Source organism: Anaeromonas gelatinilytica, assembly GCF_016820635.1.
Lineage (GTDB): Bacteria > Bacillota > Clostridia > Tissierellales > SIT17 > Anaeromonas > Anaeromonas gelatinilytica.
Map to the genome: position 1 here is coordinate 13,038 of NZ_WSFU01000119.1, position 16,977 is coordinate 30,014.

At 24.8% G+C, this 16,977-nt stretch carries 16 protein-coding genes; all 16 read right to left on the reverse strand.

Annotation, left to right across the window (positions count from 1 at the left end):
* Window positions 1–59 precede the first annotated feature (59 nt).
* The gene (locus tag GOQ29_RS10180) at window positions 60–1,250 is read right to left on the reverse strand and encodes a pyridoxal phosphate-dependent aminotransferase (RefSeq protein ID WP_203372546.1); all 1,191 of its coding nucleotides are present in this window, start codon (window positions 1,248–1,250) and stop codon (window positions 60–62) included.
* Between the two features lie 90 nt (window positions 1,251–1,340).
* Window positions 1,341–1,712, reverse strand: coding sequence for a PadR family transcriptional regulator (locus tag GOQ29_RS10185; protein ID WP_203372547.1), 372 nt, complete (start codon window positions 1,710–1,712; stop codon window positions 1,341–1,343).
* A gap of 17 nt (window positions 1,713–1,729) precedes the next feature.
* Window positions 1,730–2,554: a PHP domain-containing protein gene (locus tag GOQ29_RS10190; protein WP_203372548.1), complete on the reverse strand. Its 825-nt coding sequence runs from the start codon at window positions 2,552–2,554 to the stop codon at window positions 1,730–1,732.
* Between the two features lie 114 nt (window positions 2,555–2,668).
* Window positions 2,669–2,929: a stage V sporulation protein S gene (gene spoVS, locus GOQ29_RS10195; RefSeq protein ID WP_203372549.1), complete on the reverse strand. Its 261-nt coding sequence runs from the start codon at window positions 2,927–2,929 to the stop codon at window positions 2,669–2,671.
* A 187-nt stretch (window positions 2,930–3,116) separates the two neighbouring features.
* A complete protein-coding gene (gene rny / locus GOQ29_RS10200; protein WP_203372550.1) occupies window positions 3,117–4,736 on the reverse strand; it encodes a ribonuclease Y in 1,620 nt (539 codons plus the stop codon).
* A gap of 175 nt (window positions 4,737–4,911) precedes the next feature.
* A complete protein-coding gene (locus GOQ29_RS10205) occupies window positions 4,912–5,571 on the reverse strand; it encodes a DNA repair protein RecN (RefSeq protein ID WP_252187591.1) in 660 nt (219 codons plus the stop codon).
* A gap of 21 nt (window positions 5,572–5,592) precedes the next feature.
* A complete protein-coding gene (locus GOQ29_RS10210; protein ID WP_203372551.1) occupies window positions 5,593–5,853 on the reverse strand; it encodes a hypothetical protein in 261 nt (86 codons plus the stop codon).
* A gap of 17 nt (window positions 5,854–5,870) precedes the next feature.
* Window positions 5,871–7,313: an AAA family ATPase gene (locus GOQ29_RS10215; RefSeq protein ID WP_203372552.1), complete on the reverse strand. Its 1,443-nt coding sequence runs from the start codon at window positions 7,311–7,313 to the stop codon at window positions 5,871–5,873.
* Window positions 7,314–7,316: 3 nt separating this feature from the next.
* On the reverse strand, window positions 7,317–8,309 hold the full coding sequence (locus GOQ29_RS10220) for a metallophosphoesterase family protein (protein WP_350446010.1): 993 nt from the start codon (window positions 8,307–8,309) through the stop codon (window positions 7,317–7,319).
* 79 nt (window positions 8,310–8,388) lie between these two features.
* Complete coding sequence (gene recA, locus GOQ29_RS10225) at window positions 8,389–9,432, reverse strand: recombinase RecA (protein WP_203372554.1); 1,044 nt, start codon at window positions 9,430–9,432, stop codon at window positions 8,389–8,391.
* 98 nt (window positions 9,433–9,530) lie between these two features.
* Window positions 9,531–10,757: a competence/damage-inducible protein A gene (locus GOQ29_RS10230; protein ID WP_203372555.1), complete on the reverse strand. Its 1,227-nt coding sequence runs from the start codon at window positions 10,755–10,757 to the stop codon at window positions 9,531–9,533.
* Window positions 10,758–10,772: 15 nt separating this feature from the next.
* Complete coding sequence (gene pgsA, locus GOQ29_RS10235; RefSeq protein WP_203372556.1) at window positions 10,773–11,315, reverse strand: CDP-diacylglycerol--glycerol-3-phosphate 3-phosphatidyltransferase; 543 nt, start codon at window positions 11,313–11,315, stop codon at window positions 10,773–10,775.
* Window positions 11,299–12,639: a 30S ribosomal protein S12 methylthiotransferase RimO gene (gene rimO, locus GOQ29_RS10240; protein ID WP_203372557.1), complete on the reverse strand. Its 1,341-nt coding sequence runs from the start codon at window positions 12,637–12,639 to the stop codon at window positions 11,299–11,301. Before rimO ends, pgsA begins: the two co-directional genes overlap by 17 nt.
* Entirely contained in the window at window positions 12,640–13,692 is a 1,053-nt protein-coding gene (gene mnmH / locus GOQ29_RS10245) for a tRNA 2-selenouridine(34) synthase MnmH (RefSeq protein WP_203372558.1), read from the reverse strand.
* A gap of 74 nt (window positions 13,693–13,766) precedes the next feature.
* Window positions 13,767–16,019 carry an FtsK/SpoIIIE family DNA translocase gene (locus GOQ29_RS10250; protein ID WP_203372559.1) on the reverse strand — a complete coding sequence of 751 codons (2,253 nt, stop codon included), beginning with the start codon at window positions 16,017–16,019 and terminating at the stop codon, window positions 13,767–13,769.
* A gap of 228 nt (window positions 16,020–16,247) precedes the next feature.
* On the reverse strand, window positions 16,248–16,943 hold the full coding sequence (locus GOQ29_RS10255; RefSeq protein WP_203372560.1) for a ClpP family protease: 696 nt from the start codon (window positions 16,941–16,943) through the stop codon (window positions 16,248–16,250).
* Window positions 16,944–16,977 lie beyond the last annotated feature (34 nt).

Genomic DNA, 16,977 nt, shown 5'->3' on the forward strand with positions numbered 1-16,977 from the left:
ATTAATCACTTCCTTTTGAAATAATTGTAGGAGATGCATTAATTACATCCCCTTTATATTTATTTTATATATTCTTCTATCCTGTTTAAACCTTCTTTTATGTTTTCAAGAGAAGTAGCATAAGAGAGTCTCATATAATCATCATCTCCAAATGCTATACCTGGTACAACAGCTACATGAGCTTCATCTAATAGTTTATTAGCTAAATCAACTGAGCTTTCTATTTTCTTGCCATGAATTACTCTTCCTTTAAGTTTAGATATATTTGCCATTACATAGAAAGCCCCTTTTGACTTTTTACATGACAAATCATCTATAGAATTAATCTTATCTACCATATAGTTTCTTCTTTCAATAAAATGTTTAATCATTTCATTAATAGCAGTTTCATTCCCATTTAATCCTTCAAGACTAGCATATTGAGAAATAGATGTAGGGTTTGAAGTTGAGTGACTTTGAAGATTACTCATTAATTTAATAATATCTTTATGAGCTGCAGTATATCCAATCCTCCATCCAGTCATTGCGTAGGCTTTAGACATACCATTTATAATAATTGTTTGTTCTTTAATTTTATCATTTAATGAAGCTATGCTTACATGTTCATTATCATCATAAATTAATTTTTCATAAATTTCATCAGAAATAACAAAAATTTTATTATCTACAGCCCATTTAGCTATGTTTTCCAGTTCTTTTTTTGTATAAGCAGTTCCAGTTGGATTACTTGGACTATTTAATATTATTGCCTTAGTCGAATTTGTTAAAGCATTATTTAAATCATCTATTGAGTATTTAAAATCATTTTTTTCTAAAGTCTTTACTTCTATAGGAATACCATCGGCTAATTTTACTAACTCTGGATAACTAACCCAATAAGGAACAGGAATTATAACTTCATCACCTGGATTTAATATAGCTGAAAGAGCATTAAATAATGAATGTTTAGCTCCACTTGATATTATTATATTTTCTAAATTATAATTTAAATCATTGTCTCTTTTAAATTTATCACAAACAGCTTGTTTTAATTCATTAATTCCTGAAGCTGAAGTATAACCAGTTTTTCCTTCTTCTATAGCTTGTACACCTGCTCTTCTAATATTTTCAGGAGTTTTAAAATCTGGCTCTCCAGCACCAAAACCTATAACATCAATTCCATTAGCTTTCATTTGTTTTGCTTTTGCTGTAATTTCCAAAGTTACAGATGGTGAAATATTTGAAATTTTATTTGATAATTTTAATTTCATAATATACCTTTACCTCCATTTTTTATTGATATCTTTAATATTCTATAAATATATAATGAATCCTTCAAGAAAATTAATGATTAATAAATTTTAATTTTCTTTATATACATCTTCTAAAATACATTCAACTATAGTTAATGAATCTATAAAATTATCTTTATATAGTAATTTTATTTTCATATAGTGTTTGTATCCTTCTTCTGTTAATTTATAATGTCTTATGGAACGTTTGTCAGGTTCCTCCCACCATCCTTTAATATAATTTTCTTCTTCAAATTCTCTTAATAAAGGATAAATCATACCAGGAGATGGTTCCCATTTTCCCTTCAATCTTTTTTTTATCTCATCAATTATTTCATTACCATAATAACTCTTTTCTCTTAATAAATGTAGTATGTATAATTTAACAAATGATGTAGTACTTATTTTAGTGGGAAATTGTCGATTTCTTGTTTTTATCATTTTATCACCTTCAGAATTTATTTATATTTAAATTTATATAATAATTCTTTTAAAGAATTAAATTCAATATAAGAATCACCTATATTTGGTGAATCTTCAGACTTATCTCCATGAAAATCAGATCCTCCTGTAATATATAAATTTTTACTTTTAGCTAGATTTAAATACTTATTAGAAATCTCTTTTGAATGTTTAGAATGATATACTTCTATGCCATCAACACTGAAATTATCAATTAAATGATTAATATTAACATCTAATAAGAATGGATGAGCAAGAACAGCAATACCATTACATTTATGAATTATTTCTATTCCTTTTTTAAAGCTTAATCTGTATCTATCTACAAAAGCTTTTTTACCTTTTCCAATATATTCATTAAATGCTTCAGAAATATTCTCTGTATAACCTTTATTTACCAATACTCTAGCTATATGAGGTCTTCCTATATTTTCACCCTTTAATTCTTTTAATACTTCATTAAAAGTAATATTAATATTTAAATTTTGCAATTTATTCACTATTTTTTTAGCTCTATTATATCTATATTCTTTTATCTTTTTCAATAAATTTATTAAATCTTTATTTTTATAATCTATAAAATAACCCAACAAATGAACTTCGTTATCGTTATATATTGTACTTAATTCTATTCCAGGTATAACTGTAAAATCATCATATATCTTACTTTTATTTATTGCCTCATCTATTCCTTCTATTGTATCATGATCAGTAATAGCAATTAAATTTAAATTTTCTCTAATAGCTAAATTAACAATATCAGAAGGAGAATATTTTCCATCAGATGCCGTAGTATGAATATGTAAATCTGCCTTTTTCATTTTTGTCCTCCAAAATAAAATATATTCATAACTATTATAACCAATCTTTTATATAAATTACAAATAGATTTACTAGATAAATAAAAGAATCTGCTTTAAAGCAGATTCTTTTATTTATCTAGGTTCTACAATTAATTTAATAGCGGTTCTTTCTTCACCGTCAATTTGAATATCTGTAAATGCAGGTATACAAATTAAATCTACACCACTAGGAGCTACAAACCCTCTAGCAATAGCTACTGCTTTTACTGCTTGATTTAATGCCCCTGCACCTATAGCTTGTATCTCTGCTGACCCTTTTTCTCTTAATACACCTGCTAATGCTCCTGCTACAGAATTTGGATTTGATTTTGCTGATACTTTTAATATATCCATTATTTTGCCCCCTTTAATAATTTTATACTTGGATTTATAGTAAGTATTCTACAAAATTATAAGAAATCCTTTATTTATTGGAAATTTTTTAGAATATTTAATTATTTGAAAAAAACACATTAATAAAGTAAATTATGGATACTAAAAAAGAAGATAATTTTAAAAATTATCTTCTTTTTAAAATTTATTATGTGGCATATTCTATAGATCTAGTTTCTCGAATAACATTGACTTTGATCTGTCCCGGATAATCAAGTTCACTTTCTATTCTTTTAACTATATCTCTAGAAATATGAATAATATCTAAGTCACTTATAAGATTTGAATCTACTATTATTCTAACTTCTCTACCTGCTTGAATTGCATAGGATTTTTCTACACCTTCAAAAGAATTTGCTATTTCTTCTAATTTTTCTAGTCGCTTAATATAAGATTCTAATGTTTCTCTTCTAGCACCAGGTCTAGCTGCTGATATCGCATCAGCTGCTTGTACTAATATAGCTTCTATTGTAGTTGGCTCTACATCATCGTGATGAGCTTCTACTGCATGAATAACATCTTTATTTTCTTTATAGCGTTTTAATATATCTACTCCTATAGCAACATGTGGACCTTCCACCTCATGATCTACAGCCTTTCCAATATCATGAAGTAATCCAGCTCTTTTTGCTATTCTTACATCTGCTCCTATTTCTGATGCAATAATACCTGCTAAATGAGATACTTCAATTGAATGTTTCAATACATTCTGTCCATAACTTGTTCTATATTTTAATCTACCTAATAATTTAATTATTTCTGAATGAAGTCCGTGAATACCCGTATCAAAAGTAGCTTGTTCTCCTACTTCCCTAATATGATTATCTACTTCTTTTTTTGCTTTTTCAACCATTTCTTCAATTCTAGCAGGATGTATTCTACCATCAGAAATAAGTTTTTCTAATGCAATTCTAGCTGTTTCTCTTCTTATAGGATCAAATCCAGATAAGATTACAGCTTCAGGGGTATCATCAATAATAAGATCTATTCCAGTAAGGGTTTCGAGAGTTCTTATATTTCTTCCTTCTCTACCAATAATTCTCCCTTTCATTTCATCATTCGGTAAAGAAACTACAGATACAGTCGTTTCAGCTACATGATCAGCAGCACATTTTTGTATTGCATAAGATAAAATTTCTCTTGATTTCTTTTCTGCTTCTAATTTAGCCTTATTTTCTATTTCTTTAATCATTATTGCTGCTTCATGATTAATTTCTTTTCTTATGTCATTAAGCAATAAATTTTTAGCTTGTTCACTAGTTAACCCAGAAAGTCTTTCTAATTCATTAATCTGTTTTTGATATAGATCATTAACTTTCTTTTCCTTATTTTCTATATTTTTTACTTTCTTATTTAATGAATCTTCTCGTTTTTCTAATGTATCATTTTTTCTATCTAGTGATTCTTCTTTGTGGATTAACCTTCTTTCAAGTTTTTGTAATTCATTTCTTCTTTCGCGATTTTCTTTCTCAACTTCGTTTCTCATTTTGTGAACTTCTTCTTTTCCTTCAATTAGATATTCTTTTTTAGAAGTTTCAGCTTCTTTTATACCCTCTTGAATTATTCTTTTAGCTTCTTCTTCAGCAGTTCTAATCTTTCCTTCAGCAATCACTTTTCTTATATATATACCAATAAAAACACCTATTATTAGTGTAATAATTGCTATAAATACTGGGATTATTCCGTCTAAAATTGGAAGCACCTCCTTTACTATTAATTTTTCAAGTTTCGTTTCATTTTTTATCAATGGACTATTTAAATAAATCATAATAAAAATATAAACCGAGTACCCTCGGCTTAGATATCTCTACATTATGCTAATTCTAAGCTGTAGAATTTTTTTATTATAGATAATGATTTACTATCACCCGACTTTATTTTAATATTTTTCAACATATATGTCAAGTGAATTAAGGATATGTTGGTAATAGTTTACATGGCATTTATTCTTGAATTTTACTTACTTTACTAGTTATATTATTTAATTCAACTCTATATGAAATATCAGCTATAGAAGCTAAATGATTATTATGAGTAACCATTATTATTTGTCTATTAAACATTTCAGAAACTTCTTTCAAAAATTCAGAAACATTAAATATATAATCTTCACTTACGTGTTTTGCAGGTTCATCTAATATTAATGGGCCATAAATTTCTGGTTTATGAATATGAAGAAAAGCAATTCGTAATGCTAAAGAAATAATATCTATAACGCCTCCACCTCTAGATTCTTCAGGCTTAGTTTTTATTATTTCATCAGATTTTGTGACGACATAAAATTCTGCACTAGGTTTTCCATATGCTTCTTGTATATCTATTTCAAATTCTATATTTTCATCAAATATGTATTGAAGACAATTAGTTACTAAACCTTCTATTTGTTTCTTTGCCTGTTCCCTTGCATATTCACTAGTTTTTTGCAATAAAATATTTGTTTTTTCTAAAATATCAATATTTTGTTCTATAGATTTTATTTTTTCTCTTTTTATATTTACTTCTTCTTCAATAGCTTGTTTTTTTCCATTTTCTAAAGAATATATGCTTCTTAATTCTTTAATATTTTCATTAAGTTTTCTTTTATTATCCATATTAAAATTCATAATATCACCTAAATTATTTAACTATTTTTTTGAATATTCATTTAAAATATCCATGGGAAGTAATTCTTTGGCTTTATTAAATAAATTTGATATTTCATTTTCTAATTTATTTATTTCATTTTCTAATTCATCAGGATCTATACCATATTCTTTCAATTCAGATATTAATTCCTCTTGTTGTTTATTTAATTGCTCTAATCTTGCTTCCGATTTATACTTTAAATTTTTTGCTCTATCTAAATTATCCTTTAATTTGGTTAATTCTTTTTCATGTTTTTCCATAATTAAAAACTCCTTTTCTATTTTAAGGTATTAATAATTTTTTTCATATCATCGTTTGATATTTTATTAAAACATAAAGGGCATTTTTCAATATTTTCAAGTAGTTCTTTATATTTTTTCAATAATTGATTATGTTTTAATTTCTCATTATTAAATATTTCTGTAGTTTTAGATATTTCTGTATTTATTTTTTTAAATTTAACAACCAATAAATTTAATTTATTAAGTTTATTTATTTTATCTGATATTTCATTATATAAATAGTTAACTTCATTAATAAATTTAAATTTATTAATATATGTTTTGCCTTTTTTAATATTAAAATTTATTTTGTTAAAGTTTTTACTATAGACAATTAAATCATTTAATTTTTTTGATTTATATTCAATTTTTAAATATATATTATTTAAATCATTAATATTATCTAATCTAAAATTAATAGATTTTATTTTTTTAATTTCTGCTGTTAGCATATTATAATTATTATATTTAGAAATTAAGCTTTTATTAATATTTAATTTTTCTTCTAGAATATTAATTGAGTTTTCAACATAATATAAGTTTTTAAAATTATTTAAAAGATAAGTATTTTTACTTTTTAATTCTTTAGTTTCTAATAATTTTATTTTTAATTTATTTAGTCTTTTGACTTTATGAATTTTATTATCTAAATCTAATATATCTTTCATGATAGTATCAATTTTAGATAATTTAAATATGATTTCTTTATATTTTTTTATTTCCTTTATATTATTATAATATTTCTTTTTTATAAGAATTAATTTTGATAAAGAATTCTCTTTATAATTAATGGCTTCTTCTATTGTTTCTAATTTTACAATTTTATTTTCTAAAGATTTTAAATAATCATATTTAGATAATTTTAATTCTAAAGTATCTATATCATCTTTTAAAGAATTATTTTTAATAGTAAGACTCCTTGTATCTTTAATTGTATTTTGAACTGCTTTATCTACCACATGAACTCCTACTAATCTGCCAATAGCATTTGCTTTTATAGAATTTTTTTGTGAAAGTAAAAAAGGTCCTTCTAATTGTTCACCAATATTTATTGATTTTGATTCTTTACTATCTAAATTTATTTTTTTTATATTAAGTTTTTCAACAATATCTATTGGAGGATTAGTTCCAAATCCTTCATATATTTCTTCACTACCATTTTTACATATATATACATATATATTTTTACTTTTTGAACGTAATCTTTTTACTTTCTCTCCTGTATTAAAAGTTATAATTACACTAACTTCATTTTCTCCATGTCTTATAAAAAAGTCACCTAATGGTTCATTATACAATACCCATTTTATAGCTCTTATTATCGCAGTTTTACCTTGGTCTGAAGGTCCTACTATTACATTTAGACCATTTATAAAGTCAATCTTGGTATTCTTATGGGATTGAAAATTATTTATTTCTACATTAGTTATATATTTCATATATCAATCCTCTTTCCCTATTTCTATTTGAGCTTCCTCAATTCTTTTAATTGCTTCAGATTTTACTTTTTTATCAATATTATCAGCAATACTTAAATCATTTAAAACATGATTTATATCTAATTTATTAAAATCTTGTGATGCTTCTACGGATTGTTTGAAATAAATCATTTTTTCATTTTTAAACATATTTTTTTCAATAACACTTCTATCTAATATTTCTTCTCCATTTTTTGCTGATTCAAGATAATAAAAATCTAATTTAATATCTTTTTGTATATTTATAATTAAAACTTTAGGTATTCTTTTAATTTCTTTTAAACTATTTGTTATTCTTATAAGACTACCTGGATTTATAAAAAACTTATTATTAAATTCCTTTATTCCAAATCCAGAATGATAATGACCACATAAGGTAATATCTGCTTTTGTTTCTAAAATATCATCTATCAAAGTATAAGGTATTCCTTTTATAAATGGTTTATCTAATAACATACCATGAACTAAGTGTATAGCATAATTAACATTTTCATCTTTCTCATTTATTATATATGAAGCTTTATTTCTATCCGAATCTATTCCATATTTATAAGGTGCACCAGTAAGTTGAACTTTTATATCATCTTTTTCTAAAATGATTTTTTCTTTTTCATTAATAAGTTTTAATAATTCAATACCATCAAATAATCCCAACATAGTTCTATGTAATGTATTTGGATTATGACCATAAAGATCATGATTACCAGCTATAGCATAAATAGGAACTTTTATATTATTTAATATCATCGCAAACTTTCTAACTACAGATGGAGAAATATCTGGTCTATCAAATATATCTCCTCCATGCAAAACAAAATCAATATTTTTCAAATTAATTATATTTACAATTTCATTAAATTTTCTTTCTAAAGTTTCTAGAATATTATCTTTTCTGTTCTTTGGAGTTGTTCCTCGTATATGTGTATCTGTAAAATAAAGTATCTTCAAATCATACACTCCAGTCTTAAATATTTTATAATAATTATAACATAAACATTGATCTAATAAATAAAAAAGACTTCCAAGGAAGTCTTTTTTATTTATTAGATTTTTTATCGTCTTCCTTATTACTTTTTTTATCTTCTTTAGAATTATTTGTAGTTAATCCATGATATTCTCTAACTTTTCCTTCTATTTCTTTAGTGATTTCTGGATTTTCTTTAAGGAAATCTTTTGCATTTTCTCGTCCTTGACCCAATCTATGATCTTTATAACTATACCATGAACCAGATTTATTAATTATATCAGAATTAGCAGCCACATCTAATATATTACCCTCTTTTGATATTCCTTCACCATACATTATATCAAATTCTGCTTTCTTAAAAGGTGGAGCAACTTTATTTTTGACTACTTTGACTCTAGTTCTATTTCCTATCATATTATCTCCTTGTTTCAAGGTTTCAATTCTTCTAACATCTAATCTAACAGAAGAATAAAACTTTAAGGCTCTACCACCTGGAGTAGTTTCAGGATTACCAAACATAACTCCAACTTTTTCTCTTAATTGATTTATAAAAATTGCAATAGTATTTGATTTTTTAATGGCTCCTGCTAATTTTCTAAGAGCTTGAGACATTAGTCTAGCTTGAAGACCTACATGACTATCTCCCATTTCACCTTCAATTTCGGCTTTAGGTACTAAAGCTGCAACAGAATCAATAACAATTATATCTATTGCTCCACTTCTAACTAAAGCTTCAGCAATCTCCAGTCCTTGTTCTCCAGTATCTGGTTGAGATACAATTAAATTTTCTGTATCCACTCCCAACTTTCTTGCATAAACTGGATCTAAAGCATGCTCTGCATCTACAAATGCTGCTGAACCTCCTGATTTTTGAGCTTCAGCAATAGCATGGAGTGCTACTGTGGTTTTACCTGAAGATTCAGGACCAAATATTTCAATAATCCTTCCCTTTGGAAGACCTCCTATACCTAAAGCAATATCTAACTCTAATGAGCCCGTGGATATAGAAGCAATATTCAATTTAGATTCTTCTCCGAGCATCATAATAGAACCTTTTCCGAATTGTTTTTCAATCTGATTAATAGCCATTTCTAACGCTTTTTTCTTTTCCATAATTTAATTCCAGTAAAACTACTGGTTCACCTACCTTTCTTTCTACGAACAAATGTTCTAATTAAATTATATAATAGCTTTCTATTTAAGTCAACTCTTTAATAAAATTTTATTAAAAATTTACGAATTTCATTAAATGTATTTAATGATGTTCTATCTTGAATTTGTTTTCTATTGCCCTTTAAGTAAAGAGTTTTAGAAAAACTATTATATTTATCTGCAATCCCTATATATACCAATCCGATTGGTTTAGTTTTTGTAGCTCCTGTAGGACCAGCAATTCCTGTAACTGATGCTCCAATATCTAAATTATATTTATCCACTAAGTTTCTAGACATTTCTATAGCCGTTTTTTTACTTACAGCTCCATATTTATATAAAGTTTCTTTTTTTACTTCCAATAATTTATGCTTTGATTCATTACTATATGTAATTAAAGATAAAGGAAATACTTTAGATACTCCAGGTAATCTTGTAAAATTACTACTTATCAATCCACCAGTTAAAGATTCCGAAAATCCAATTTTAAGTTTATGTTTTTTTAATAATTTAAATACTACACTTTCCAAAGTATCTTCATCATAGCCCCAAATAAATTCACTAATATCAATAGAGTTTAAAAATTCATAAACATTATTTTTAGATTCATTTAAATTATTTGTTGTAGATGAAATTTTTATATCAACAATACCATTTCTAGGATACATACCAATCTTTATTTTATTATTAAAATAAGGTTTGATTTTTTCTTCTAATAAAGATTCTCCAATTTCAGTTGTATGTATAATTTTAGTAAATGTTTTTTTATGTGAAAATTTTTTTAAATAATCTAATACATATCTATTAAACATTGGTTGTAATTCTTTAGGAGGTCCTGGCAATAAAAAAATTTTTTTGTCATTTTTATTAATTATCATTCCAGGAGCAGTTCCTATCTCATTTTCCATAATTATAGAATTTTCAATTTTATAAGCTTGTTTTATATTATTATCAGACATAATGTAATTTTTTTTATGGAATATTTCTTGTAAATTTTCTAATAGATTATAATCCAATGTTAATTTATAGTCTAAAGCTTTAGCAATTGCTTCTCTTGTTTTATCATCTTCTGTTGGACCTAATCCTCCTGTAACTATAATTACATTTGATTCTTTTAATGCTTCATTGGTAGTAGTTATAATAGAGTCTATATCATCCTTTACAGTATATATTTTTGAAATATCCATATCTATTTTATTTAATGTTTTAGAAATAAATTGACTATTTGTATTTAAAATATCGCCGGCTAATATTTCATCACCTACACTTATGATAGTAATCTTCATATTACATTTCTCCTATTAGTTTTGTATTTTAAATAAATTAATGTTTTTATATATATAATCTACACCAGAAATAATAGTAAATATTACTGCTAAAATTAGCATAATTCTATCAAAAGAAAAATTTATATAATTAAAAGGAAAGTTATTAATCAATATACTAGTTAGTGCAATTAATTGTGTAATAGTTTTAATCTTTCCCCATTTACTAGCAGCAATTGTAATACCATCAGATGCTGCTAAAACTCTTAATCCTGTTATTGCAAATTCTCTAGATATTATTATTACAACCATCCAAGCTGCTATTTCTCCCATTTCAGTAAGTGATATTAAAGCAGCAGAAACTAATATTTTATCTGCTAATGGATCCATAAATTTACCAAAATTAGTTATTAAATTTCTACTTCTAGCTATATGTCCATCTAACATATCAGTTAATGCAGCTACTATAAATATAATAGCAGCTATAATTCGCCCATATGAAATATTACTTAATAAGAAAATCATAAAAATAGGAACTAAAAAGATTCTAAATAAAGTTAATTTATTTGCTAAATTCATTAATTATTTCCCCCTTCAAATCATAATCATAACTTTCTAATATTTTCACATTTTTAAAACTATTAATTTCTAAACTATATTCTGAGGATATATATACACACCCGTCAATTTCTGGAGAGTCCATATATGTTCTTCCTAAATACAAATTTTCTCCATTAATTTTTTCCTCAACAATTACCTCATATATATTACCTACTTTTTCATTTGTTATTTTTTCTGAGATTTGCTGTTGTAATTGCATTAATTTGTCTCTTCTTTCTTCTTTTATTCCATCAGAAATTTGATTTTTAAATTTACTTGCAGCTGTATCTTCTTCTTTAGAATAAGTAAATACACCTAAACGATCGAATTTTACATCATTTACAAAATCATATAATTCATCAAAATCTTTTTGAGTTTCACCTGGAAATCCTACAATCAATGTAGTTCTTATTATAATATTAGGAATTTCACTTCTTAAATTATTAATTAGATTAGTTATTGTTTTTTTATCAGTTTTTCTATTCATGTTTTTTAATATATTATTGCTGATATGTTGAATTGGTATATCTACATAATTTACTACTTTATCATTATTTTTTATGCTATTAATTAAAGTTTTTGAAAAAGTTTCAGGATACATATATAATATTCGAATCCATTTTAAATCTTTTATTTTATTTAATTCATCTAATAATTTAGGAAGCATATATTTTCCATAAATATCAATTCCATATTTTGTAGTATCTTGAGCTATTAAAATAATTTCTCTAGTCCCTCTTTTAACTAATTCCTTAGATTCTTTTATTATTGATTCTATTTTTCTACTTCTATATCTCCCCCTTAATTTTGGTATAATACAATAAGTGCAGAAATTATTGCATCCTTCAGCTATTTTTACATAGGATGTGATTCCTGGTTCTAATGGGATTCTTGGATTTTCCTCTAAATAATCATTATGAATATTTCCTACTTTTATTATTTTATCATTTTTATATTCTTTAATTATTTTTGAGATTTCATTAATATTCCCTGTACCTATAACAATGTCAATTTCTGGCATTTCCTTAATTAATGTATCTTTATATCTTTCACTTAAACATCCTGCTACAATGAGCATATTACATATTCCAGTTTTTTTATATTCTGCTACTTCTAAAATAGCATTTATAGATTCCTCTTTAGCCGCATCTATAAAACCACAAGTATTTACAATTATAATATTAGCTTTATCTAATTCATCTACTATTTTATATCCTTCATTATTTAATGATCCCATAATTAATTCTGAATCTACAAGATTTTTAGAACATCCTAAAGAGATCATTGCTATATTAATTGACATTTATGTTATCTCTCCTTTTATATTTTCTTTAAAATTAATTAATTTTTCTACTAATTGATTTTCTTCTTCATAATAAATTTTTGTATTATATTTATTTATTTTATTTATAGAATAATCATAGAGAGGATCATAATAGTTTAACATCAATTCCTTTATAACATATTTATAATTATTTTTGAGAAATTCTTCTTCTAATTTTTGAACATTTTCTTTGCCTAACCTTTTTTTTAGTTTTCTTATTGCATTAATTACTAGCTCAGTATTATTAAATTTATTATTTAAATAATCTTCAGCAATTATATCAACTCTATTATCTATATGGGTACTTAATAAAACATGATATCCATTTTGTATATCATTATAAAGAAAATCTGGCATTATAGCATTTCCTATTCTTTTACTTTCACTTTCTACAAATATATATTTTTCTTTTAAATTCATAAATTTATCTAATAATAAAGATTCAAATTTTTTCTGTCCATTTGAAGGATTGTTATAAAAAATATTTCCAAATACAGAACCACTATTTTGAGCCATATTTTCTAAATCTAATATACCATGTCCTTTATTTTGTAAATTAACTAAAGCTTTAGTCTTACCTACACCTGTATATCCATGAAGAACAATATATTTGAATTTATTTTTATAATTTTTCAGATGATTAATCACAAAATTTCTATACTCTTTATAACCACCATCTATTATATAGATTGGAAGATTCATAATATCTAGTATTTGAGCAATTGAAGTGCTTCTCATACCTCCTCTATAACAAAAAAGAATAACGACTTTATCTTCTTTTAATATTTCCTTTACTTTATCATAATAATTAACTAATTTTTTTGAGGCATATTCCAAGCCCATTCTTTGAGCTTTTTCTTTACTAATATGATTATAAGTATAACCTATTTTTTCCCTTTCATTATCATCTAGTACTGGAATATTAATTGCTTCTGGTATTGTATCTTCATTGTACTCCTTTGGACTTCTAACATCAATATATACTATATTTTTTCTATTAATTGTATTTTTATATTTTATCCTTTCTATCATTGTTACACCTACTTTATTTTATGAGATATTTTATTCTGAATATTAATTAGTATAATATTTTTTTTATTTTAATATTAATTTTCAATATCTTCTTTGTTTACTAATACTTTTCTTGGCTTACTTCCTTCATGAGGTCCTACTATACCTCTTTCTTCCATTTCATCAACAATTCTTGCTGCACGAGAATATCCAACCTTTAATTTTCTTTGAAGATAAGATATAGAGGCCTGTCCTTCATCAACTACTAATTCTATAGCTGATGGTAATAACTTATCTGTATCATCAAATTCAGTATTAATTTCTTTTTCGATAGTATCTATTATTTCTTCTTTATATTCAACAATATTATCTTTTTTCAAAAAATCAACTAATTTTTCTACTTCTTTCTCATCTATATAAGCGCCTTGTAATCTTTGAGGTTTAGATGCACCTACTGGATAAAATAACATATCTCCTTTTCCTAGTAATTTTTCAGCTCCACCCATATCTAATATAGTTCTAGAATCAGCTTGAGATGATACTGAAAAAGATATTCTGGAAGGAATATTAGCTTTTATGGTGCCTGTTATAATATCTACTGATGGTCTTTGAGTTGCAACAATAAGGTGTATACCAGCTGCTCTTGCCATTTGAGCTAATCTACATATGCTATCTTCAACTTCATTCGGTGATACCATCATTAAATCAGCCAATTCATCTATAATAATTACTATTTGAGGTAATCCGTCTATTGATTCATCCTTTGCAGCTTTTTCATTATAATTTTTTATATCACGTACACCTTTTCCAGCAAATAAATTATATCTATTATTCATTTCTTGTACAGCCCAATTTAATGCATGAGATGATTTTTTTGGGTCTGTAACTACAGGAATAAGAAGATGAGGTATTCCATTATATATGCTTAACTCAACAACCTTTGGATCAATCATTAATAGCTTTACTTCATCAGGTTTTGCTTTATATAATATACTGGTTATAAGAGTATTTATACATACACTTTTTCCAGAACCTGTTGCTCCAGCAATAAGTAAATGAGGCATTTTTTCAATATTTGCTATTATTGGTTTTCCTGCAATATCTTTTCCTAAAGCAAAAGCTAATTTACTTTTCATACTATTATATTCATTTGTTTCAAGAACATCTCTTAAATTGACTGTAAGTTTATCTATATTAGGCACTTCAATTCCTATAGCTGCTTTTCCTGGTATAGGTGCTTCAATTCGAATATCAGAAGATGCTAATCCTAAAGCGATATCATCAGATAAATTTACTATCCTACTAACTTTAATTCCTGGAGCAGGTTGTAATTCATATCTTGTTATAGTCGGACCTCTATTTATTTGAGTAACTTGTGCTTCTATTCCAAAATTCATTAATACATCTTCAAGCTTTTTTGCATTATTTAATATAGCTTTATTTTCTTTATTATTTTTTAAAATATCACTTTTACGTAATATATTTAATTTAGGGAATTCATAATCTATATATTCATTTTTTGTAATTGATATATTATCAAATTTATTATCCTCTATATTTTCTTTTTTTTCTGCGATACTTTTATCTAAACAAGTATTATTATCACTACTATCATTTTTATATTCATTTTTTGTATAGTCTAAGATTTTAATTTTATTATCAGTCATTTCATTTTCATCTGAAGTTAAATTAGTCTTTTTTGATTTTTTAAGAGATTTTTTTTCGTTTTTTCTTGATTTTTTATTTTTTTCAATTGATAAATTTGAATTTTTAACACTATTTGAAAAGGAATTTATGATTTTTTGAATTATATGTATAATACTTTTATTGGTTAAATATAAAGTATTTATTATTAAAATTGTAAAAAGAATTATATAAGATCCAATAATACCAAAGAGTTTCAAAAATATATAAGCAAATAAAGCTCCTATAATTCCTCCACTTCGATGAAATAACATTAATGATGCTTCCATAGATAATTTTATTCTATCTATTAATGTTAAATTTTTTATTGTTGGAAGAAATTTTATATCAAATAATATAATTAAAGTAATAAATATAAATATTATAGATATAGTTTTTTTTGTTTGATATACATCTAATTTATTAATTAAAAATAAAATACCTATAATTATAACTATGTAAGGTAATAAGTATCCTCCAGATCCCACGAGTTGCCATGATTTTTCACCTATTAAATTTCCTATTATTCCACTAGAATTTGTATTCATACTATATAGCAATAAAAGACCAAAGGAAATAATAATAACACCTATTACTTCTTTATTTACTTCAGTAAAATTATTATTTTTTTTCTTTTTTTTACTTTTTTTTGTTCTACTACTCATTTTATCACCTCTAAATAATTCAATTCTTTATTAAACTATTGATTTCCTTTAATAAAACTAATTCTTATATTAAATTTACTCCATCAATATTGATGGAGTAAATTTAATATTCTATAAAGCTATTAATTAAAGATAAGTATATAATAAATTTTTCATATATGAGTGAAGTATTAATAGAAATTATTAATACTTCACTCAAGTAATTATAACATAATTTAGATAATTATACTATTTATTTTTAATTAACTCTTCTAACTTTTTAATTGCCGAATTTAATCCTCCAATTTCATTTATTAATCCATATTCTACTGCTTCTTTACCAACTAAAATTGTTCCTACATCATTTGCTATTTCATCAGTATCATACATTAATTTTTTTAGATTTTCAGAGGATATTTCAGTAGTTCTTAATATAAAACTAGATATTCGTTCTTGCATTTTTTGAAAGTATCTAAAAGTCTGAGGAACACCAATTACAAGACCTGTCATTCTAATAGGATGTAATGTCATTGTAGCGGTAGGAGTTATAAATGAATAATTAGTAGAAGTGGCTAAAGGAATACCAATACTATGACTTCCACCTAAAACTAATGATACAGTAGGTTTATTTATTGTATTGATCATTTCAGATATAGCTAAGCCTGCTTCCACATCACCTCCTAATGTATTAAGAATAACTAATAACCCTTTGATGTCAAGATTTCTTTGAACTGATAATAATTGTGGAATGATATGTTCATACTTAGTAGCTTTTTTTTGTGGGTGAGATAAACTATGTCCTTCTATTTCTCCTATTATGGAAATAAAATAAATGTCTCCTTTATTTATAGGTATATTAGTTGTACCTAATGCTTCAATGGACTTAACTACGTCTGATTTTTTAGGCTCTCGTTTTGGATTAGGATTGTGTATTTTATCTGACATTATTTATAACATCCTTTCGATTATTATTAAATAA

What these genes read in the sequence shown, in the direction of transcription:
- GOQ29_RS10180 (WP_203372546.1), bottom strand. Translation starts at nt 1,250, where the DNA reads ATGAAATTAAAATTATCAAATAAAATTTCAAATATTTCACCATCTGTA.
- spoVS (WP_203372549.1), bottom strand. Translation starts at nt 2,929, where the DNA reads ATGGATATATTAAAAGTATCAGCAAAATCAAATCCAAATTCTGTAGCA.
- GOQ29_RS10230 (WP_203372555.1), bottom strand. Translation starts at nt 10,757, where the DNA reads ATGAAGATTACTATCATAAGTGTAGGTGATGAAATATTAGCCGGCGAT.
- rny (WP_203372550.1), bottom strand. Translation starts at nt 4,736, where the DNA reads ATGATTTATTTAAATAGTCCATTGATAAAAAATGAAACGAAACTTGAA.
- rimO (WP_203372557.1), bottom strand. Translation starts at nt 12,639, where the DNA reads ATGTCAATTAATATAGCAATGATCTCTTTAGGATGTTCTAAAAATCTT.
- recA (WP_203372554.1), bottom strand. Translation starts at nt 9,432, where the DNA reads ATGGAAAAGAAAAAAGCGTTAGAAATGGCTATTAATCAGATTGAAAAA.
- pgsA (WP_203372556.1), bottom strand. Translation starts at nt 11,315, where the DNA reads ATGAATTTAGCAAATAAATTAACTTTATTTAGAATCTTTTTAGTTCCT.
- GOQ29_RS10255 (WP_203372560.1), bottom strand. Translation starts at nt 16,943, where the DNA reads ATGTCAGATAAAATACACAATCCTAATCCAAAACGAGAGCCTAAAAAA.
- GOQ29_RS10205 (WP_252187591.1), bottom strand. Translation starts at nt 5,571, where the DNA reads ATGAATTTTAATATGGATAATAAAAGAAAACTTAATGAAAATATTAAA.
- GOQ29_RS10215 (WP_203372552.1), bottom strand. Translation starts at nt 7,313, where the DNA reads ATGAAATATATAACTAATGTAGAAATAAATAATTTTCAATCCCATAAG.
- GOQ29_RS10190 (WP_203372548.1), bottom strand. Translation starts at nt 2,554, where the DNA reads ATGAAAAAGGCAGATTTACATATTCATACTACGGCATCTGATGGAAAA.
- GOQ29_RS10250 (WP_203372559.1), bottom strand. Translation starts at nt 16,019, where the DNA reads ATGAGTAGTAGAACAAAAAAAAGTAAAAAAAAGAAAAAAAATAATAAT.
- GOQ29_RS10210 (WP_203372551.1), bottom strand. Translation starts at nt 5,853, where the DNA reads ATGGAAAAACATGAAAAAGAATTAACCAAATTAAAGGATAATTTAGAT.
- mnmH (WP_203372558.1), bottom strand. Translation starts at nt 13,692, where the DNA reads ATGATAGAAAGGATAAAATATAAAAATACAATTAATAGAAAAAATATA.
- GOQ29_RS10185 (WP_203372547.1), bottom strand. Translation starts at nt 1,712, where the DNA reads ATGATAAAAACAAGAAATCGACAATTTCCCACTAAAATAAGTACTACA.